General features: G+C 30.4%; 21 protein-coding genes. 11 read left to right on the forward strand and 10 right to left on the reverse strand.

Annotated features, from left to right (window positions below):
- Positions 1-6: 6 nt before the first annotated feature.
- The 3 genes from VK164_RS12065 to VK164_RS12075 form a co-directional block, all read right to left on the reverse strand.
- Entirely contained in the window at positions 7-792 is a 786-nt protein-coding gene (locus VK164_RS12065) for a CbbQ/NirQ/NorQ/GpvN family protein (protein ID WP_324209593.1), read from the reverse strand.
- A gap of 108 nt (positions 793-900) precedes the next feature.
- Positions 901-2,238: a cbb3-type cytochrome c oxidase subunit I gene (locus VK164_RS12070; RefSeq protein ID WP_133606764.1), complete on the reverse strand. Its 1,338-nt coding sequence runs from the start codon at positions 2,236-2,238 to the stop codon at positions 901-903.
- Positions 2,239-2,254: 16 nt separating this feature from the next.
- Positions 2,255-2,689, reverse strand: a complete 435-nt coding sequence (locus tag VK164_RS12075; RefSeq protein ID WP_324209594.1) for a cytochrome c — start codon at positions 2,687-2,689, stop codon at positions 2,255-2,257.
- Between the two features lie 164 nt (positions 2,690-2,853).
- On the opposite strand from VK164_RS12075, the gene ric reads away from it, so the two are divergent.
- Positions 2,854-3,576: an iron-sulfur cluster repair di-iron protein gene (gene ric, locus VK164_RS12080; protein WP_324209595.1), complete on the forward strand. Its 723-nt coding sequence runs from the start codon at positions 2,854-2,856 to the stop codon at positions 3,574-3,576.
- 127 nt (positions 3,577-3,703) lie between these two features.
- Here ric and VK164_RS12085 read toward each other — a convergent pair whose 3' ends face one another.
- From VK164_RS12085 to nirK, 4 genes are read right to left on the reverse strand one after another with little or no spacing between them, the layout of a single operon-like run.
- On the reverse strand, positions 3,704-4,981 hold the full coding sequence (locus VK164_RS12085; RefSeq protein ID WP_324209596.1) for an alginate export family protein: 1,278 nt from the start codon (positions 4,979-4,981) through the stop codon (positions 3,704-3,706).
- Positions 4,982-5,009: 28 nt separating this feature from the next.
- A complete protein-coding gene (locus VK164_RS12090) occupies positions 5,010-5,603 on the reverse strand; it encodes an SCO family protein (protein WP_324209597.1) in 594 nt (197 codons plus the stop codon).
- A 23-nt stretch (positions 5,604-5,626) separates the two neighbouring features.
- A complete protein-coding gene (locus VK164_RS12095; RefSeq protein ID WP_324209598.1) occupies positions 5,627-6,412 on the reverse strand; it encodes a formylglycine-generating enzyme family protein in 786 nt (261 codons plus the stop codon).
- A gap of 15 nt (positions 6,413-6,427) precedes the next feature.
- Entirely contained in the window at positions 6,428-7,897 is a 1,470-nt protein-coding gene (nirK, locus tag VK164_RS12100) for a copper-containing nitrite reductase (RefSeq protein WP_262318204.1), read from the reverse strand.
- A 196-nt stretch (positions 7,898-8,093) separates the two neighbouring features.
- Here nirK and VK164_RS12105 point away from each other — a divergent pair, with 196 nt between their 5' ends.
- From VK164_RS12105 to VK164_RS12150, 10 genes are all read left to right on the forward strand, one after another.
- A complete protein-coding gene (locus VK164_RS12105; protein ID WP_324209599.1) occupies positions 8,094-8,705 on the forward strand; it encodes a TetR/AcrR family transcriptional regulator in 612 nt (203 codons plus the stop codon).
- A 3-nt stretch (positions 8,706-8,708) separates the two neighbouring features.
- On the forward strand, positions 8,709-9,959 hold the full coding sequence (locus tag VK164_RS12110) for a TolC family protein (RefSeq protein ID WP_324209600.1): 1,251 nt from the start codon (positions 8,709-8,711) through the stop codon (positions 9,957-9,959).
- Between the two features lie 25 nt (positions 9,960-9,984).
- Positions 9,985-10,866, forward strand: coding sequence for an HlyD family secretion protein (locus tag VK164_RS12115; RefSeq protein WP_324209601.1), 882 nt, complete (start codon positions 9,985-9,987; stop codon positions 10,864-10,866).
- Between the two features lie 17 nt (positions 10,867-10,883).
- The gene (locus tag VK164_RS12120) at positions 10,884-11,324 is read left to right on the forward strand and encodes a hypothetical protein (RefSeq protein WP_324209602.1); all 441 of its coding nucleotides are present in this window, start codon (positions 10,884-10,886) and stop codon (positions 11,322-11,324) included.
- Entirely contained in the window at positions 11,321-11,608 is a 288-nt protein-coding gene (locus VK164_RS12125; protein WP_324209603.1) for a hypothetical protein, read from the forward strand. The genes VK164_RS12120 and VK164_RS12125 overlap by 4 nt, the downstream gene beginning before the upstream one ends.
- Complete coding sequence (locus VK164_RS12130) at positions 11,608-12,504, forward strand: ABC transporter ATP-binding protein (protein ID WP_324209604.1); 897 nt, start codon at positions 11,608-11,610, stop codon at positions 12,502-12,504. The genes VK164_RS12125 and VK164_RS12130 overlap by 1 nt, the downstream gene beginning before the upstream one ends.
- Before the next feature lie 8 nt (positions 12,505-12,512).
- Positions 12,513-13,247, forward strand: coding sequence for an ABC transporter ATP-binding protein (locus VK164_RS12135; protein WP_324209605.1), 735 nt, complete (start codon positions 12,513-12,515; stop codon positions 13,245-13,247).
- Positions 13,248-13,292: 45 nt separating this feature from the next.
- The gene (locus VK164_RS12140) at positions 13,293-14,399 is read left to right on the forward strand and encodes an ABC transporter permease (protein WP_324209606.1); all 1,107 of its coding nucleotides are present in this window, start codon (positions 13,293-13,295) and stop codon (positions 14,397-14,399) included.
- A 53-nt stretch (positions 14,400-14,452) separates the two neighbouring features.
- Positions 14,453-15,574, forward strand: a complete 1,122-nt coding sequence (locus VK164_RS12145; RefSeq protein WP_324209607.1) for an ABC transporter permease — start codon at positions 14,453-14,455, stop codon at positions 15,572-15,574.
- A gap of 337 nt (positions 15,575-15,911) precedes the next feature.
- Positions 15,912-16,346, forward strand: coding sequence for an Rrf2 family transcriptional regulator (locus VK164_RS12150; protein ID WP_324209608.1), 435 nt, complete (start codon positions 15,912-15,914; stop codon positions 16,344-16,346).
- 26 nt (positions 16,347-16,372) lie between these two features.
- Here VK164_RS12150 and VK164_RS12155 read toward each other — a convergent pair whose 3' ends face one another.
- The 3 genes from VK164_RS12155 to VK164_RS12165 all read right to left on the reverse strand — a co-directional run bounded on the left by VK164_RS12155 (position 16,373) and on the right by VK164_RS12165 (position 19,812).
- Positions 16,373-18,364 carry a TonB-dependent receptor plug domain-containing protein gene (locus VK164_RS12155; RefSeq protein ID WP_324209609.1) on the reverse strand — a complete coding sequence of 664 codons (1,992 nt, stop codon included), beginning with the start codon at positions 18,362-18,364 and terminating at the stop codon, positions 16,373-16,375.
- Between the two features lie 55 nt (positions 18,365-18,419).
- Positions 18,420-19,268 (reverse strand): hypothetical protein, encoded by an 849-nt coding sequence (locus VK164_RS12160; RefSeq protein WP_324209610.1) that lies wholly within the window; start codon positions 19,266-19,268, stop codon positions 18,420-18,422.
- 166 nt (positions 19,269-19,434) lie between these two features.
- The gene (locus VK164_RS12165; RefSeq protein ID WP_324209611.1) at positions 19,435-19,812 is read right to left on the reverse strand and encodes a hypothetical protein; all 378 of its coding nucleotides are present in this window, start codon (positions 19,810-19,812) and stop codon (positions 19,435-19,437) included.
- Positions 19,813-20,086 lie beyond the last annotated feature (274 nt).

Raw genomic sequence — 20,086 nt, forward strand, 5'->3', positions numbered from 1 at the left:
ATTCTTTTAAATCATTAAATCACACAAATCTTTTAAGGCTTGAATGGTTTCTTGTTCGTCTGTTAAAGGTTCTACAACGGCAACGTGAACCGCTAATCGTTTTGGTAATCCGTTGTTGATCAATTTGGCTGCGTCAACTAATAATCGAGTAGAAACGGTTTCGGTTAAACCTAATTCGGTAAGATTTCTAATTTTAGTTCCTATAGTAACTAACTTTTGAGCAATATCAGCTTCAATTCCTGTTTCGTTAATTAAAATTTCTGTTTCAACTTTTGTATTAGGATAATCGAATGAAAGTGCTACAAATCGTTGACGAGTTGATGGTTTTAATTCTTTAAATCCTTTTTGGTAGCCAGGATTAAACGAAGCGACTAATAAAAAATCAGGATGTGCTTTAATAGTTTCTCCTAATTTATCAATGAAAAGTTCTCTTCTGTGATCGGTTAAGGAGTGAATGGCTACGATGACATCTGGTCGTGCTTCGGCAACTTCATCTAGATATAAAATATATCCGTTTTTTACGGCTATGGATAAAGGTCCATCAATCCAAATGGTTTCGGCTCCTTTGATAATGAAACGCCCAATTAAATCGGTTGCTGAAGTTTCTTCGTGACAACTTACGGTGACTAATGTTTTATTCAATTCATTCGCCATGTATTCGATAAAACGAGACTTTCCAGAACCTGTTGGCCCTTTTAATAATAAAGGCAATTGCAATTGGTTAATCTGATTGAAAACTTCAATTTCTGAACCTACTGCTTTATAAAATTTTGTTTTTTCTGCTACTATCATGACAATTTATTTTAAAAAAAACCGAAACCAAATGCTGGCAGCGACAACTCTGGGCACTTGGTCTCGGTTAGCTATTAATTTTAAATTTCTAACCAAAATAATTAATAACTATTCTTCTTTTACAAGTGCTTCATCTGTGGGTTTGCCATATTTGATAAACTCAATAATGAATAATGTAATTCCTGTTGTAAAAAGGGTTGCACAAAGCAGTAACACTACGAAGTGAATTGCAATTTCATTTTGAACATCCATGAAATCTAATTTCATTTTACGTTCTAAATATACTTGAGCAACACCAGCAACTCCAAAAGCTACCGTCATTCCTAACATTCCCACATTTGACAACCAAAAAGCCATATGACCACTTGTATTGTTGTAACGTTTTCTTCCTGTTAAATTGGGCAACGCATAGCTGATGATTGCTAAAACAATCATAGCATAAGCACCCCAGAATGCGTAGTGACCGTGCATTGCTGTTACTAATGTTCCGTGTGTGTAAAGATTCGTTTGTGGTAATGTATGTGCAAAACCTAATAACCCAGCTCCTACAAAAGATACAATAGAAGCGCCGATTGTCCAGAATAAAGCAATTTTGTTTGGATGTGATTTTTCACCTTTTCTATACATGTACACTGCGAATAATGCCATCGCTAAGAACGCTAATGGTTCTAATGCTGAGAAAATTCCACCTACGATTAACCAAATTTTATTAACTCCTATATAATAATAATGATGACCTGTTCCTAATAAACCTGAAAGGAACGTTAATCCTACAATTACATATAACCATTTTTCAATAACTTCTCTATCAACACCAGTAAGTTTGATTAATAAGTACGATAAAATACCTCCCATGATTAGTTCCCAAACTCCTTCAACCCATAAATGGACTACCCACCAACGGAAGAATGAATCGGTAACTTGACTATCGAACCAAATCATACCAGGTAAATATAACAATGCTGCAAAAACCAATCCCATTGTTAAAACTAAAGCGGTTGTAGTTCTGCGTTCAGCCTTGTATAAAGTGGTTAAAATTAAACCTAAGAACAATAAGACATTGATAACAACCAAAACATCTAATTCTCTTGGAATTTCGAGGAATTTTCGGCCTTCCCAAATATTAAAGTGATACCCAACGATAGCTAAAACTCCAACAACTGCTAAGGAAATCAACTGTACATAAGCCAATTTCACATTAACTAATTCTCGTTGCGCTTCTTCAGGAATAATATAATATGCGGCCCCCATGAAACCTGTTAATAACCAAACTACTAATAAATTAGTGTGAACGGCTCTCGCTGTATTGAACGGAATAAAGTCATGAAGACCATCCATTCCAATTCGGGCAAAGCCCATAATAAAACCATAGATAATTTGTAATGCAAATAATAACATGCATAATCCAAAGAACCAATACGCTACTTTTTGTGATTTATATTTCATAACTCTATATTTTGGATTATTTTTTGTCTTTAGCTAAAGGAGAAACCACTCGATCAAAACCATTCAAATCAATGTTGCCAATCCATTTAAAGTAAGCGATCATCGCTTCTGCATCGGCATCATTCATTTCGTATTTGACCATTTTTCTGCCTTTTGGCCCCCAAGGAACTGGAGATTGTAAGACCGCTTTTACGTAGCCTTCTCCTCTTCTTTCAATTACCTTGGTAAGTTCTGGAGCATAATACGCTCCTTCACCAAGTATGGTATGACAACCCATACAATTATTCGATTCCCAAATTTCTTTTCCTCGAATAACTTTTGCATCAATCTTTTCATGATAAGTTTGATCATTTTTAGGCATGAACGAATAGATAGTTAATCCAATAAAGACTAAAAAGGTAACTACTGTTCCACCTAAAAAAAATGCTCGTGCTTGTGATTTTGATAACATATTTTAGATATTAGTTAAGAATAATTTATAATTAAAGATATTTTTATCCTTTTTAATTATATAGCAAAATAACCAACAAAAAAAATCATTAAATATGATTAGAATCATACAATAAAAAATATATTAAAGATAAATTTGTCTTTTATTAAATTAAATATAGAAACATGGTTATAGATTCAAACAAAACAGTAGGCACAATAGTAGCAGATGATTATAGAACTGCTGGTGTTTTTAGCCAATTAGGTATCGATTTTTGTTGTAAAGGGAACCGAACTATTGATGAAGTATGTGCAAAAAAAGGACTAGATAAATTTGCTCTTTTAGATGAATTAGAAAGAGTAACATCTACCAATAATAATCAAGGCATTGATTTTAAATCTTGGGAATTAGATTTACTGATTGATTATATTGAAAAAAAACACCATCGTTATGTGGAAGAGAAAATCCCGCAATTGCTTTCGTTTTTAATTAAGCTAGAGCAAGTACATGGTGCACAACATCCAGAACTTTTTGAAATTAAAAAATTATTCAAAAGAAGTGCTGATGAATTAACGCAACACATGAAAAAAGAAGAGTTAATTTTATTTCCATTCATCAAAAAAATGGTGGAAGCCAATAGAAATAATTCACCTATAAATATTCCTGGATTTGGTTCTGTAGCCAACCCAATTGCAATGATGATGGAAGAACATGAAAATGAAGGTGAACGATTTGAAAAAATTGTAGAATTATCAAACAATTATACACCGCCTACAGATGCTTGTAACACGTACAAAGTAACGTACCAAATGTTACAAGAATTTGAAGCAGATTTACATGCGCACATTCATTTAGAAAATAATATTTTGTTTCCAAGTGCCGTTGTTTTACAAGATAAGTTTTATTAGTTAATTAGGTTCTTTAAACGGAGTCGTTATAATTACATGGCGACTCTTTTTAAAGTAAAAGGACTGCTAAATTTTATATTAGCAGTCCTTTTTTAATTAACAATAACCCTATTTATAATTAATTAACCTATTTTTTATATGTAAACAATTGCGGATTAAATGATACCATTACCCATGCCCAATTGTTGCAATTGCTGTTATTCCCTCCTTTTAAGACTTCCATAGTATCACTAGCTAACATTTTTGAAATACCACCAGTAATCAGAAAATTTTTATCCACTTTATAAGATATTGTTACATCAATTTCAGTTCCTAAATAATTGTCTTGTTTTTCTAAAGTTGTCATGTTATAAACCGATTCAGCACTATAAAAAAGGTGTGGCGATAATGTTACTTGCCATTTATTCTTATCGTAAATGAATTTGGTATAAAAATCTTGTAATCCAACGGAATTTTTATGATTTCCGACGTAGAAATAATCCATTAAACCATTGAAGCCGTGGTTGGTTCCAAATAATGGTGTGAATGATTTTACTTTAGAATCGGTATCATTTTGATCTTTACCTGATAAATATTCGAAACCTAATTCGGCTTTAAATGAATTGGTGAATTTGTATCCTAAATTAAATCCCGCATAATAGGCACCAACATCCACCTTATCATTAGATACAGCAGCTTCACCCATTTGAACATACAAACCGAAATCACCATAAAATTTTGAAGCATACCATTTACCATAAGTTCCGATGGTTTGCAAATAGGCAACTTGGAATTTATTTTCGGTTAAATTTTCATATTGGTATCCATTATTCAGAGCTAAAAAGCTCAAACTTAGTTTTGAAAATTTTTGGTTGAACCAAATAAACTGCATGTTTTTGTAGTTCGTCACATATGCTGATTCGTAAAGAGCTTCGTTGTTATTATTTAATGCAGCTCCGAAATCCAATTGGTACTTATTTTTCTTATTCGTAACCAAAACCGCATCGTGACTTTGACCTTGTTGAAGCCAGTCTATTCCGCCAATGATTCTTTGATTGTCATACGAAAGTACTTGTCGACCGAATTTTGCTGTCCAATTGGTATTGAAATCATAAGAAATCCAAGATTCAAATAATGCTACTCCGTTTTTGTCTGATGCAGAAGTTGTAGCCACATCACCCCAAACTCTTACGTTTTGGAACGATACATTAGCTTTAAATTTTTCTTGCTTATAGGAGAAATTCATTCTTGAACGCTGGGAAACAAATGAAGTGGGATAAAAATTGTCTTTCATTAATTCTTTGAACCCGTTTCGATATTCAAAACGAGGTCGTATTTGTAGGTTCACTTCTAACTCTTGAGCAAAAGAACCCACTGTAGAAATTGCAAAAGCAACTGCAACTAGCATTTTATTTTGAAGTTTCATGTTGTATTGATTTTTTTTAGGGAAGCCACTACTCTACTTTGTCTGCTTCTTCTTTGATTTTTGAAATCGTTTTATCGTAACTAACTCCTAATCCTTCTTGTTGGAATGCCAATTCACCTTCAGCATTAAATACACTGATGATATTGGAATGTGAGAAATCTATTGGAGATATTTTTTTGTAATTTACTGCCAAAACTGCAGCGAATTCTCTGGTATTTTCTTCATTTGAACGCAAGAAAACCCATTGATTTCCTGTCATTTTATTTTCGATAGAGAAATCTTTTAGACGCTTTGGAGTGTCAACCGTTGGGTCGATGCTTACTAAAACCAATTGCACTTTATCTTTGTATTCTTTCGGAATTTTAGATTCAATATTTCGCATATCAGCTACTAATCTTGGACAAGCTGATTTGCATGAAGTATAAATCATCACCATAACTAATACTTTTCCTCTTAATTCTTTGAGTTCAATATCTTTTCCGTCTTGATTGGTCCATTTTTCAGGCAAATTATAAATTGATAAATCGGTTATAGGTTTATCTTTTATATCTTGTTTTTCTTCTTTTGAATTGCATCCTAAAATAAAAAGAGAGGCAATTACTAGTAAAATCATCTTTTTCATAACTTATTTTTTTAATAGAAAACTCAATTAGAGATGCTTTTAGCACATCTGAAGCCTAAATTTTTTGTAGTATAATTCGCTTTTATACTGCCTCTAAAAGCATAACGCATAAAAGCGGCATAATTCATTAAATCGGTTGCATTGACAGAACCGCTTCCGCAGAACAAATCCTTATCGGTATCTTTATCTTTTCTGGATTCTCCTGATAAAAAGATGCTGTTAAAATCGAAAGTCCATTCCCAAACTAAACCATGCATATCGTAAACACCCCAATAATTTTTGAATGTTTTTCCTACTGAATTATTATACGTTTTATTTTTTTCGTACCAACTCAAAATATACTTATTGAACTCTTCTCTAGTTCTGGCATCTTTTCTTTTTTCGTCAGCCATGGCGACATATTCCCATTCATCTAATGTTGGTAGTCTTTTACCTTGACACTCACAATATTCTTTTGCTGCAAACCAAGAAACATTTGTAACTGGTGCATTTGAATTTAAATTCCCAAAACTCAAATCTCCACTCCATTCATATAAATAAGTAGTATTAGCAAATAATCGTTTAATTTTAGACTTTCTGTAATTTGGATTTAATTTAGTAAACTCTAAATAATCTTGGTTGGTAACAGGATAAACATCTAAAAAGAAAGATTGAATTTTAACTGGTTTTTTATCTGCTGTTCCATATAAAGGAACGTAACTTCCAGCTCCTATAGTTACCATATCTTCAGGCGCCTGAGAAAAAGAAATGGAAACCCAAAATAATAAAATTAGGCAGTGGTGAAATCGTTTAATAAATTGAGTTTCCATTATATAATTTTTGTATTAATGTATGTCATTATTAGACTTCGGAGCTGGTTTTGCTCTCTGTGTCTTAACCATTTCTGGAGTAACTTTCGTTTTGTTATTTCCCCAACTGCTGTATACATAAGTTAAAACATCTGAAATTTCTTGGTCTGTTAAATTTTGACTTGTCATTACTGAATTGAATTTTTTTCCATTAACTGTAATTTCACCACTTAATCCATGAAGTACTGCATTTATTGCTCTATTTGGGTCAGCATTTAAGAAATCAGATTTAGCTAAAGGAGGAAACGCTGATGGGATACCTTGACCTTCTGATTGGTGACAAGCAAAACAAGTTCTTGAATAAATATTTTTGCCATCAGTTATTTGTTGTGCAAGTGTTTTATTCATCACAACATCTTTTCCGTTTCCGGATTTTGGCATATTTTGAATAGTACCTCCTTCTGGATGATAAATTCCCTCTTGAGTTGTTCCTGAATAAATTTTAGAATTTTCGGCTCCTTCAACTTTTAACATTCCTAAGGCTCCTTTATTAAATGCCCTGAAAATAGAGTGATCTACTAAAATGAAAGTTCCTGGTACATCTACTTTGAATTCTACAATAGCTGAACCTCCAGCCGGAATTAGAGTTGTTTGAACGTTTTTATTAATCATATCACCTCCTTCGATGTGAACTTTGTCAAAAATTTCCCCAATAACATGGAACGATGAAACTAAATTTGGACCACCATTACCCATATAAATTCTAACAGTTTCACCGACCTTTGCTGTTAAAGCTTTATCACCTGTTAAAGCACCAACTTTACCATTAAACACAACATAGTCAGGATGTTCTTCCACGGCTTTTGTCATGTCAAAAGGTTGCAAACCTGGCTCTCCATATTTGCCAGTAGTATAAAAATCTCCTTGCATTACATAGTATTCTTTATCTACAGGAGGTAGACCTCCTTCAGGTTCTACCAAAATTAAACCATACATCCCGTTTGCAATATGCATTCCCACAGGAGCTGTAGCACAGTGGTACACGTATAATCCTGGATTGATACATTTGAAATTAAAAGTTTTTTCATGACCTGGTGCTACTAATGAAGAAGCAGCTCCTCCTCCAGGTCCTGTAACCGCATGTAAATCGATGTTGTGAGGCAATTTGTTGTCTGGGTGATTTTTTAATGTAAATTCTACTTCGTCACCTACCCTTGTTCTAATGAAACTTCCTGGTACGCTACCTCCAAAAGTCCAGTAAACATATTTTACACCGTCCGCCATTTCACCTTCGATTTCTTTAATTTCCATGTTTACTATTAATTTTTTTGCAGAACGATCTCCAACTGGCTTGGGTACAAATGGAGGAGCTGTTAATTCTGCAATCATTTCATCACCAACTGAAATATCAGCATAGTTAGAATTTTTGTCGTTGTTCTGTTTACATGCAATACTTGTGATACAAGCTACAAATACAACAATAGATTTTTTAATAAGATTACTCATGATAAAAGTTTTAGTTTTTTTGGTTATAAACAGTTTTTTATTATTGTTTTACGAGACAAATTTAAAAGACAAAAACATCCTTTAATATGACAAAAGTCATGTTTGATAAAAAGTTAAAAAAAAATTAAAAAAGATTATTCAAAAAATAAATAATTACATTTGTTAACCAAATGGTTAAACTATATAATTAAACAATATGGATAAAATTAAAACTGAAAATACAGAAACTGAAATATTAATAGCTGCAAAAGAAATATTTCAGCAAAAAGGAATGTCAGGTGCAAGAATGCAAGAAATAGCAGATAAAGCAAAAATTAATAAAGCATTGTTGCATTATTATTATAGAAGCAAACAATTATTATTTGAAGCCGTTTTCAAAAGTGCTTTTTCACTTTTAGCACCGCAATTAAATAAAGTGCTAAATGATGATAGTGACTTATTTGAAAAAATACGAAAGTTCACTGAAAATTATGTTTCGTTTGTGATCAAACATCCCTATTTGCCAAATTTTGTAATACAAGAATTAAATAAAAACCCCGAATTTGTCCAAAAATTACGCTCTGAAAAAAATTTTCCTTCCATTGAAAAATTTAAACTTCAAGTAAGTGATGCCATAAATCAAGGAATCATTAAACCAATCGAAGCCGAACAGTTATTTATTAATATTATCTCTTTAAATATTTTTCCTTTCATCGGAGAACCTCTATTAACGGCGCTTGTTAATGTAGATAAAGAAAGCTACAATATACTACTAGAAAATAGAAAAACGGAAGTGGCTGAGTTTATCATTAATTCAATAAAAATATAAATTATGAAAACTAAGTTAATCATACTGATAGTATTGTTTATATCAAAATATACAAATGCACAACAGACTTTAACCTTGGAAGATTGTTACACATTAGCTACAAAAAATTATCCTTTATCAAAACAAACAGGATTAATAGAACAAAAATCAAGTTATGAAATTGAAGCATTAAGCAAAGGAAAATTACCAAAAATCGATGTAAACGCACAAGCAACTTATCAATCTGAAGTGATAGGATTACCTACTTCTCTACCAGGAGTTCAATCTTTGAATAAAGATCAATATAGAGCAACTTTAGATGTAAATCAATTAGTATACAATGGTGGAATAATTGATGCAAATACAAAATTAAAAGAAGCACAAACCAAAACACAACAACAACTAATTGAAGTTAGCTTATATCAAATAAAAACTCGAATTAATCAATATTTCTTTTCTGTTTTGTTACTTCAAGAAAAAAAGGCACTACTATCTTCAAAAAAAGAGTTATTAACTTCCAAAGTTAAGGAAGTGAAATTAGGAGTCAAATTTGGAGCAATTCTTCCATCATCAGAACAGGTTTTAGAAGCAGAAATTATTAAAATAAACCAGCAGTTAACCGAAATTAAATTTGAAAACATCAAATTATTAAATAACCTTTCAGAATTAACTTTTTCAGATATTGATACCGAAACAACTTTAATACAACCAGTATCATATCCAAATAGCACTAATATAACAAGACCTGAAATTGCTTTTTATGATTTACAAAATCAGCAATTAGAGTTCTCGAAAAGTGTACTATCTAAATCAAATTTTCCAAAAATAAATGCCTTTGGTCAAGCTGGTTATGGTAATCCCGGATTAAACATGTTAGACAATTCTTTTCAAACATTTTATGTTGTTGGCTTAAAAGCGAATTGGAATATTCTTGATTGGGGCAAAACCAAAACAGATAAAAAAGCATTAGATATATCTAAAGAAATAGTAAAATCTGAGAAAGAAACATTTGAATTAAATAACAAAATACAATTAGAAGAGCAAGATTTTGAAATTAAAAAATTAGAACAACTGCTCCTTTCTGATACCGAAATAATTCAAATACGTGAAAAAGTTATTAAATCCTCGGATGCTCAATTAAAAAATGGTGTGATTACATCGTCTGAATATCTTATAGAATTAACCAATTTATTTGAAGCAAAAAATATTTTGAAAACGCATGAAGTTCAATTAGCAGCAGCTAAATCAAATTACGAAATAATTAAAGGAAAATAAAATAGTATCCGAAAAATTTAAAAAAATGAAAAAAATAAGCATAATAATTTTAGCAACGATAGGGTTAATTTCTTGTAACAAAAATAACGACAAAGCTGACGGTTATGGGAATTTTGAAGCAACTGAAATAACTATTTCTTCAGAAGCTAACGGTAAAATAGAGTTTTTAAAAGTCGAAGAAGGAGATGAATTAAAATCTCAATTACAAGTAGGATTAGTTGATACATTACAATTACATTTTGCTAAACAACAATTAATTGCCTCTAAAAGCACCGTATCGTCAAAATCCGCAAATGTAATATCGCAAAAAAGCGTCTTACATGAACAATTAAAAACAGCCAATTTAGAGAAAAACCGAATCCGTAATATGTATGCTGAAAATGCTGCAACTAAACGACAAGTAGATGAAATTGAAGGAAAGGTAAAAGTTATCGAAGAGCAAATTAAAAGTGTCGGAACTCAAAATGCACCTATTTTAAATGAATTAAAATCGATAGATGTACAAATTGCTAAAATCAATGACCAAATAGCAAAAAGTAAAATTATTAATCCTATTAATGGAACTGTTTTGACTAAGTATGCTGAACCAGGCGAAATAACAGCATTTGGAAAACCACTATACAAGATAGCTGATATTTCTGAAATGACTTTGCGAATCTATGTAAGCGAAACACAGTTGTCAAAAATAAAAGTTGGACAAAATGTATCGGTAAAAATTGATGCTGAAAAAGATATGAAATCATACCAAGGAAACATTTCATGGATTGCATCTTCGGCAGAGTTTACTCCTAAAATTATTCAAACAAAAGAAGAACGAGTAAATCTCGTTTATGCCGTAAAGGTAAAAGTAAAAAATGATGGCAGACTAAAAATCGGAATGCCAGCAGAAATGTGGATTAAATATTAATTAAAAAATTATAGAACATGTTAAAAATAAAAATTGCCCTTTTAGCTACATTTAGTTTACTTCTTTTCTCTTGTAATACGAAATCGAAAGAAGAAAAAGCTACTGAAATTAAAACTGAAGAACACCAACATTCTGAAAGCGAAACAATTCAATTAAACAATGGTGAAAAATGGAAGGTAGATGATAATATGATGATACACATTCGTAATATGGAAAAAGAGGTAGTACATTTTGACCAAGAAAAAAGCACAAATTATTCATTATTAGCCGATAAATTAAAAACAAATATTGATATACTAACATCAAATTGTACCATGAAAGGACAAGCTCATGACGAACTTCACAAATGGTTAGTTCCTTATATAGAATTAGTCGATTCGTTTTCTAAAGAAAAATCAGCAAATCAGTTTACAGAAATTCAAAATTCGTTCCTAACATTTAATCAATATTTCAAATGATTTTAAAAAACTTACATACCGAAAATAAACCAGTTCAAACACAATTATTATTTGAACCAAAAGACGCTAAAGTAATTTCATTGCAAATAGCAAAAGGAGAAACACTTAAAGAGCACATTTCAAAAATACCAGCATTGTTGGTTTGCATTTCAGGAAATGCTGTTTTTACAAATGAAAAAGGAACAGTCGTTAATCTCAATTCAGGCACTTATGTAATGATTGAAGAAAATGTAAAACACGCTGTAAAAGCAATCGATGAAAGTAATTTCTTATTGATGAAATAATGAGTATTGCAGTAAACAACATATCAAAATCTTACAAAAAGTTAAAAGCAGTCGAAAACATTACTTTTAATGTAAATGAGGGAGAATTATTTGGTTTAATTGGACCTGATGGCGCAGGAAAAACAACTATTTTCAGAATACTAACTACGCTTTTAGTTGCCAATGAAGGAAGTGCTGAAGTAGCAGGTTTTGACGTAGTCAAACAACTCAAAGAAATCAGAAACTCTGTTGGCTATATGCCAGGAAAATTCTCGCTATATCAAGATTTAACTGTTGAAGAAAATCTACATTTTTTTGCCACTATTTTCGGAACCACAATTGAGGAAAATTATGATTTAATTAAAGACATATACATTCAAATTGAACCATTCAAAAACAGAAGAGCAGGTGCTCTTTCGGGCGGAATGAAACAAAAATTAGCATTATGTTGTGCGTTAATTCATGCTCCAAAAGTATTATTTCTTGACGAACCAACTACAGGAGTTGATCCTGTTTCTCGAAAAGAATTTTGGATAATGCTAAAAAGATTACAACAAAAAGGCATAACAATATTAGTTTCGACACCCTATATGGATGAAGCTTCTCTTTGCGATAGAATTGCATTAATTCAAAAAGGCAAAATTTTAAAAATAGATACACCTCAAAATATCATTAACAACTACGAAAAAGTAATTTATGATGTACAAGCAAAAAACACACACGGATTGATTCACGATTTAAAAAATTATCCTAATCAATACAGTGTTTATGCTTTTGGTGAGTTTGTACATTACATAGATAAAAATGCAACTTTCAATCCAAACGATTTACAAACCTATTTGAAAAATAAAAATCACACGGATATAATTATTAAACCAGCTTCAATAACCATTGAAGATGTTTTCATGGACTTATAAACAAAAAAATGGAAAGAGAAAAAATAATATCTGTAAAAAATTTAACGAAAGAGTTTGGTCATTTTACTGCTGTAAAAGGCATTTCATTTGATGTTTATAAAGGAGAAATATTTGGTTTTTTAGGAGCTAATGGAGCAGGAAAAACAACAGCAATGAAAATGTTGATTGGAATTTCAAATCCTACTTCAGGTGAAGCCAATGTTGCAGGTTTTGATGTTCACTCACAAGCCGATATGGTAAAAAAAAGTATTGGTTATATGAGCCAAAAATTCTCAATGTATGATGATTTAACTATTAAAGAAAACATTACTTTTTTTGGTGGAATTTATGGATTATCAAGAATACAAATCAGACAAAAAATCGAACAATTAATAGAAGAATTAGAACTTCAAGAAGTAGCCAATAATTTAGTAGGTTCGTTACCATTGGGTTGGAAACAAAAATTGTCGTTTTCAGTTGCATTACTGCACGAGCCAAAAATTGTTTTTCTCGATGAGCCAACAGGAGGCGTTGACCCAATAACCCGAAGACAATTTTGGGAAATGATTTATACACAAGCTTATAAAGGTACTACCATTTTTGTAACCACACATTACATGGATGAAGCAGAATATTGTGACCGTGTTTCTATTATGGTTGACGGCTCTATTGAAGCTTTAGACACCCCAAAAAATTTAAAACAACAATTCAAAGTAGATTCTATGAATGATGTTTTTTTAAAATTAGCAAGGAATATAGAATAATAAATCACTACAACACTTGAAACTTAAAATAGAAACAAAAAACAAATGAAAAGATTTATCGGATTTGTAAAAAAAGAATTCTACCATATTTTCAGAGATAAACGTTCTTTGTTTATTCTGTTTGGTATGCCGATAGCCCAAATTTTATTGTTTGGTTTTGCCATAACAAATGAAATTAACAATGTTGACATTGCCATTTTAGACCAATCAAATGATATAGAAACACAAAAAATTATCTATAAAATAAAAGCATCACCTTATTTTAATGTTGAAAACCAAATTGAAAAAGAAAGCGACATAGAATCAGAATTTAAAAAAGGAAAAATCAAGGCAGTTCTTATTTTCGAACCAAATTTTAGTAAAAATCTAGAAACCAAAAAAGTAGCAGTAGTTCAAGCAATTACCGATGCGACCGAACCTAATGTTGCCAACACAATAGCAAATTATACCTCAGCAATTATACAAAATTATCAATCGCAAAAAAAACAATCCAATAGTAATCCGGTAAGGGTTGAAGTACAATCGAGAATGTTTTATAATCCTGAACTCAAAAGTGTTTTTAATTTTGTTCCGGGTGTAATGACCGTTATTCTAATGCTTGTTTCAGCTATGATGACCTCTATTTCTATCACACGAGAAAAAGAATTAGGCACTATGGAAATTCTTTTAGTTTCTCCATTAAAACCATTTCAAGTAATTATTGGAAAAGTATTTCCTTATATTTTTCTTTCCATTATCAATGCAATCGTAATATTAACATTAGGCTATTTTGTGTTCAAAATGCCTATAAATGGAAGCATCTTTTTGTTAGCTTTTGAAAGTATATTATTTATTATTTCTGCTCTTTCATTGGGGATATTAATTTCTACCGTTTCTAATTCTCAACAAACCGCAATGATGTTATCATTAATGGGTTTGATGCTACCAGTAATTATTCTATCAGGATTTATATTTCCTATAAATAGTATGCCTTTACCCATGCAAGTAATCAGTAACATCATACCTGCAAAATGGTTCATTATTATTGTAAAAGCCATTATGCTCAAGGGAGTCGGAATTCAATATATATGGAAAGAAACCCTTATATTAATTGGGATGACTGTATTTTTTATAACATTGAGCATCAAAAAATATAAAATTAGACTAGAATAAGAATAGTATTACTGTAAAGGTTTAAAACAATCATTGGGATATAAAAATAAATTATGAAAACAATATTATTCATCATACAAAAAGAATTCAAGCAAATTTTTAGAGATAAAAGCATGCTTCAACTTATATTTATATTACCCATTTTGCAATTATTAATTTTGTCAAATGCAGCTACATTCGATGTTAAAAATATTGCAATAACCTTTGTTGACAATGACCAAAGTCGGGAATCAAGAGATTTAATAAATGCTTTTAAAGCCTCAACTTATTTTAAAGTTACCGCACCTTATTTTTCTGAAAAAGAAGCTGTCGAAGAAATGCAAAAAGGGAAAACAGACATTATTGTAAATATTCCAATTCACTTCAATCGTGATCTGCAAAAAGACCAAAAAACAAGTATTTTAGTTAGTATTAATGCTATAGACGCAGCAACTGCGGGTGTTGAAAATGTATATGTAACACAAATTATAAATACATACAATCAAAACATTCAAATGCAGTCCAACTATTTTTCAGGAAACAAAGAAATACCTCAAAATATTATGGTTATACCGTCTTTTTGGTACAACAAAACCTTAAACTACAAAACCTTTATGGTTCCTGGCATCTTGGTTTTATTGGTTACTATGCTTACTTTATTTCTGTCATCAATGAATATAGTTAGAGAAAAAGAGTTAGGTACATTAGAACAAATAAATGTAACGCCCATAAAAAAGTATCAGTTTATTATTGGAAAATTATTTCCGTTTTGGGTGCTTGGATTAGTGATTTTGACCGTGGGTTTAGTAATATCCAAAGTTTTTTTTAATGTTCCTATGTTAGGTAATATTTTCCTTGTTTATGGATTTACATCAGTGTATTTGCTATTAATTTTAGGATTCGGACTATACATATCTAATCATACCGAAACCCAACAACAAGCTATGTTTATTGCTTGGTTCTTTATAGTAATTTTCATATTAATGAGTGGTTTATTTACACCTATCGAAAGTATGCCAAAATGGGCGCAAAGCTTAACATTGTTAAATCCTATTCGTTACTTCGTTGAGTTTATACGAATGGTTTTATTAAAAGGTGCTGGCCTTAAAGAAGTACTACCTAATTTAGCAGTAATTTTAATTTTTGCAATATTAATTAATGGTTTAGCTGTCTGGAGCTACAAGAAAACGAATTGAGACCAGTGCAAATTAATTCTTTTTTTAATTAAAGTAGTTATTAAAAATTTAATAATATCAAATATAATTGTCTTAAATCTTGTTCAAAAAAGTTCGATTTACCTCCACTCTGCTCCACAAAAAGCCCTGTAAAACATTGATTTTACAGGGCTTTTTATTTTTTTATAACATTCCAGAATAATTAAAATCTTTAACCATAACTTGCTTATTTTCTATATAGATTATTAAAAGCGAAAAAGCCGTATAGTAATAAATCTACAAAATATAGTGATAAAAATCAGCGCATTAGATATTTTTTCATAATATATTTACATTTAATTTTTGAAAATTATCGCTCATGTTTTCTAAATCATGCAATTATGCTATAAAAGCATCTATTTTCATTGCACGCAATTCATTAGAAGAAAAAAAAGTAGGTTTTGTAGATATTGCTAAAGAAATTAATTCTCCACAAGCTTTTACTGCTAAAATACTACAAACACTTGTAAAATCAGAAATAATAAAATCTTCCAAAGGTGTTAATGGTGGATTTTATATTCCAAAAAATAAAATTGTTACTACATATTTATCACAAATTGTTACTGCCATTGATGGAAATAGCATACTTAATGGATGCGGATTAGGGCTAGATCAATGTTCTAAAAAACAACCTTGTCCTGTTCACGATAAATTCAAATCTATTCGTGAAGATATAAAACAAATGCTTCGAAAAACAAACTTAAAAGAACTAGCTTTAGGAATAAAATCTGGTGATACTTTTTTGAAACATTAGCGATTCATTCCTGTCTTCATCATATGCTAAAACTCAACTATTAAATTTATAAACAAATTTCTTCCCATTCTTGGGATGTTTTTCCAATCTGCATAGGTTGAATAATAAGTATCTAAAACATTTTCAACGCCAATTTTAGTAATACAATTACTCATTCCAATTTTAAATTTTTGTCCAGCATTAATATTAACTATCGCATAACTTGGAGTTCTATCTTCTCCATATTGAATGTTGTAATTTGTTTGTGTTGTATTTCCAAACACAGAAATTTCTGCATTAAATCGATTTCTAGTAAATCGAAACGAAGAATTATAACTTAACGGACTTATGAACGGTAAATTATTATTTTCATTATCCCTTCCTTTTGAAAAAGCAACTTGAGAAAACCATTTAAAGGAATCCGATAAATACAACTCCGTAGATATACTCGAATTAAAAAGTGTTGCATAATGGAATGCCGTATAAACTCTAACACCGTTAGCACCTATTGTCATAGGAACTAGCGACATATCAGTTTTAGCAATTACATAATCATATATTCTGAAATAACTTGACGAGATATTCAATTTTAATTTATCATTTTTAAAGCCAATTGAAAAACTACTTTCTAGTGATTTCTCGTTTTTTAAATTTGGATTTCCAATATTGTCATATCCATCAAAACTATTGAATAAATAAAATCCATATCCCTCAGAAACCGAAGGAGCTCGTTCACCATAAGCTAATCCAAAACTATATTCAAGACCTGATTTTAAATAACTATATTTTGATGAAAAGCTTTTTAAAATTCTATCTTTTTGAGCTTTCATTTCAGGATAAAAAATTCGCATACTCTCAAGACCAAACTGGCTTGCAATACTATTAATATGGCTTCCTATGGCTGTAGAAAATTTTAAACTAGAGTGGCAATTAAAAACAAATTCATCTTCCAAGAATAATCCATTATAAAATGTTCTAACATCTGGCCAAGTATACATAAACATCAAATTTTCATTAGGATCACTTGGATACATTGTCATTTCAGCAATGGATTTGTTATAAAACGAATTAAAATTTATCAAAAAATGATGTTTCCCTTTTGTAAAATTTAACTTCGAATAGTAGCCAAATGTTTCACTCCAGCCAGGCATGTCCATATGAATAGGTACATTTGGACGCGTTGTATCATCCATTTTGTGCTTTATGGTATTAAAATAAAGTTTAGTTTCCCATTGTTTAATTTTAAAATTCAAAGGCACATACAAATATTTTACTGAAGTGATAATAGCCTCAGCTAGAGACACATCCATCGGTAAAGCTGGATAACCAATAGCTGTAGCTTTGTCATATATTAAAGACGCTTCTATAGATTTATTCTTTTTTAATTTGAATCCGAAAGTATTTGAAAAATTAGTTTTATTAAATTGAGAAAATAAAACTTCTCTATTATTTCCTGCTGTATAATTTTCAGCTTTACGAATCATTACATCTGAATCTACAAAAAACAAACTATCATTATAATCGATAGAAGCTCCTAATATTTTTTGTTGGTTATTAGTTTCATAACCTGAATTAATATGAAATTCCCATTTTTTAGTTCCAAAAGAGGTTTTACTTCTTTTCAAATCTACTGAACCTCCAATTGTACTTCCATAGCAACTTCCTTCTTGACCGGAACTTATTGTTGCTTCCGATAAATTTGAAACTTCAACATAAGATGTTACTGGATCCATCTTATCAGTACAAGCACCAAAAATTCGCATTCCATCAATGGTTATTAATGTTCTTTCTGTTGGCATACTATTGATAATTGGTTCCCAAGCATAAGCACCGCGTTTAATCATATCAACTTTTGAAGATTGCTGCAAAAACTCATCTATTGTTGCTAGAGCTTTTACTTGTTTTTCATGCAAAGCAGCTTTTTTTCCAATCAATATAACTTCTTTAAGCTCTTTATTGTTAATTGAGTCGTTATCCTGATTCTGTCCTATAACAAATACAGAAAATAACAACATCAAAATTGATACTATTCCTTTCATAGTTCATTATTAAAAAGGTCAAAACAAATTGCTTTGACCTTTTTATATTTTTATGTTAAAATTCTATTTCGAAAAAAATACTACTCGCCGTTACTGTTTCTGTAATTTCCTCTCCTTTTACAATTGTTCCATCAGGTTTTGCTAACTGTAAGTTAATTTTCCAATATCCAGTCATTGTTAATGATAATTTTCCATTGTATAAATCACCTGCTGTTGTTTGTGTGGCGTGTACGTTGTTTGGAGAAGTATGATTTCCCATACTAGGCATTCTTGGATCAATTTTTAAAGTATATCCATCTACTACTGGAAATGTCATCATATCTTGCATTTTCCATACACCCACAACCATATCATTAACAGCTACTTTTGGATGATGAGGCTCAGCATAAGCTACAATATATTTAACATTATCAGATCCCATGAATGTGTTAACTGTTCTTTTTGTTGAAGCAGGAACATCAATTACTGAAGTTGTAGAATAATCTACTCCATCAATTGTATAATCTACTTTTAAATCCCAATATTCAGTGTCATTTTGTGGCATCTGAAAAACAATATAACCTTCATAAAGTGTTCCATCTGCAGCAATTTTATCTACATCTGAATTTGGACACGAATGATTCATCATAGTCATATGCATGATTGGCATCCATGATACAGTAGCATTTTTAATGTATTGATTTGTTACATTATCTTTAATTCTTAATTTAACTTCATTATAACCTTGAACTAAAGCACCTGCATGAGAATACAACTCAATTGTATGTGTTGTATTTGTCATTTCTTGAAATTTTGTTAACCCTTCTAATTCATTAATCGGTGAATTATCATCGCTATCTGAGCAAGAAGTAAGTGCTAAGGCCATAAATAAAACGGCAAATATATTTTTTAACTGTGTTTTCATTTTTTAAAATTTATTGTAGGTGAAATTGAACAAGAAAAATTTATTTTTTTTCTTGCTTTTATATTGATTAAAGTTTATAGAAATCCTATCTGAAACCATTTTGTTTCAAACAATTTTGACGTAATAATCCAGTCAATTTATTAATAATGAATTGACTATATAAAAATTAAGCAATAAAAGTAGGTGGATGAAAAACGGAACAACTCACCATATGAAAGTATAGATTGGCATAATTGTCCCTAACAAAAGTTTTATTGTGAAAATAAATTTGTCTTATGGTTAAAGTTTTAATTTCTTGAAAAAACAAAACTTCTATTTCATGTTTTGAATTCTCTTTTTTATCAGAATTAATTGGTTTTTCGTCTTCAGATGCTTTCGCTAGTTCTTTCATCAACTGACATTTACCATTACATTTTAATTCTGGTTTTGCTTTATTTTCACAAAGCTCTTTAGAAATATAATCATAATTAACAACATAATCTATAACCGGAAAAATTGGTTTTAGAAAAATTATAAATGTTATTATAATTATTACTTTTTTCATGCAGCAAATTTACTACAAGAAAATACACTTTTTATATGATTAGGGTCATATTTTTAGTGTTTTTATAAAAATTACTTTTGTACTAGTAAGATGAACTAGCTTAAAACAACTGCTAATTCAACTTAAAACAGACATTTTAAACTATGCAAATAGATTTAGATTTACTATATACTTGGGGAGCAATAGCCAAAGAGTAAATCAAAATAAAGAAATTGAACAATTTAAACAAAGTAAGACTAAATAATTGACATGTAAATTTGTACAATCAAGTATA

Source organism: Flavobacterium sp., from assembly GCF_035299005.1.
In the GTDB taxonomy this organism is placed as follows: Bacteria; Bacteroidota; Bacteroidia; order Flavobacteriales; family Flavobacteriaceae; genus Flavobacterium.

Excerpts from the sequence above, each read along its gene's own strand:
- VK164_RS12065 (WP_324209593.1), bottom strand. The coding sequence starts at position 792 with ATGATAGTAGCAGAAAAAACAAAATTTTATAAAGCAGTAGGTTCAGAA.
- VK164_RS12070 (WP_133606764.1), bottom strand. The coding sequence starts at position 2,238 with ATGAAATATAAATCACAAAAAGTAGCGTATTGGTTCTTTGGATTATGC.
- VK164_RS12075 (WP_324209594.1), bottom strand. The coding sequence starts at position 2,689 with ATGTTATCAAAATCACAAGCACGAGCATTTTTTTTAGGTGGAACAGTA.
- ric (WP_324209595.1), top strand. The coding sequence starts at position 2,854 with ATGGTTATAGATTCAAACAAAACAGTAGGCACAATAGTAGCAGATGAT.
- VK164_RS12085 (WP_324209596.1), bottom strand. The coding sequence starts at position 4,981 with ATGAAACTTCAAAATAAAATGCTAGTTGCAGTTGCTTTTGCAATTTCT.
- VK164_RS12090 (WP_324209597.1), bottom strand. The coding sequence starts at position 5,603 with ATGAAAAAGATGATTTTACTAGTAATTGCCTCTCTTTTTATTTTAGGA.
- VK164_RS12095 (WP_324209598.1), bottom strand. The coding sequence starts at position 6,412 with ATGGAAACTCAATTTATTAAACGATTTCACCACTGCCTAATTTTATTA.
- nirK (WP_262318204.1), bottom strand. The coding sequence starts at position 7,897 with ATGAGTAATCTTATTAAAAAATCTATTGTTGTATTTGTAGCTTGTATC.
- VK164_RS12105 (WP_324209599.1), top strand. The coding sequence starts at position 8,094 with ATGGATAAAATTAAAACTGAAAATACAGAAACTGAAATATTAATAGCT.
- VK164_RS12110 (WP_324209600.1), top strand. The coding sequence starts at position 8,709 with ATGAAAACTAAGTTAATCATACTGATAGTATTGTTTATATCAAAATAT.
- VK164_RS12115 (WP_324209601.1), top strand. The coding sequence starts at position 9,985 with ATGAAAAAAATAAGCATAATAATTTTAGCAACGATAGGGTTAATTTCT.
- VK164_RS12120 (WP_324209602.1), top strand. The coding sequence starts at position 10,884 with ATGTTAAAAATAAAAATTGCCCTTTTAGCTACATTTAGTTTACTTCTT.
- VK164_RS12125 (WP_324209603.1), top strand. The coding sequence starts at position 11,321 with ATGATTTTAAAAAACTTACATACCGAAAATAAACCAGTTCAAACACAA.
- VK164_RS12130 (WP_324209604.1), top strand. The coding sequence starts at position 11,608 with ATGAGTATTGCAGTAAACAACATATCAAAATCTTACAAAAAGTTAAAA.
- VK164_RS12135 (WP_324209605.1), top strand. The coding sequence starts at position 12,513 with ATGGAAAGAGAAAAAATAATATCTGTAAAAAATTTAACGAAAGAGTTT.
- VK164_RS12140 (WP_324209606.1), top strand. The coding sequence starts at position 13,293 with ATGAAAAGATTTATCGGATTTGTAAAAAAAGAATTCTACCATATTTTC.
- VK164_RS12145 (WP_324209607.1), top strand. The coding sequence starts at position 14,453 with ATGAAAACAATATTATTCATCATACAAAAAGAATTCAAGCAAATTTTT.
- VK164_RS12150 (WP_324209608.1), top strand. The coding sequence starts at position 15,912 with ATGTTTTCTAAATCATGCAATTATGCTATAAAAGCATCTATTTTCATT.
- VK164_RS12155 (WP_324209609.1), bottom strand. The coding sequence starts at position 18,364 with ATGAAAGGAATAGTATCAATTTTGATGTTGTTATTTTCTGTATTTGTT.
- VK164_RS12160 (WP_324209610.1), bottom strand. The coding sequence starts at position 19,268 with ATGAAAACACAGTTAAAAAATATATTTGCCGTTTTATTTATGGCCTTA.
- VK164_RS12165 (WP_324209611.1), bottom strand. The coding sequence starts at position 19,812 with ATGAAAAAAGTAATAATTATAATAACATTTATAATTTTTCTAAAACCA.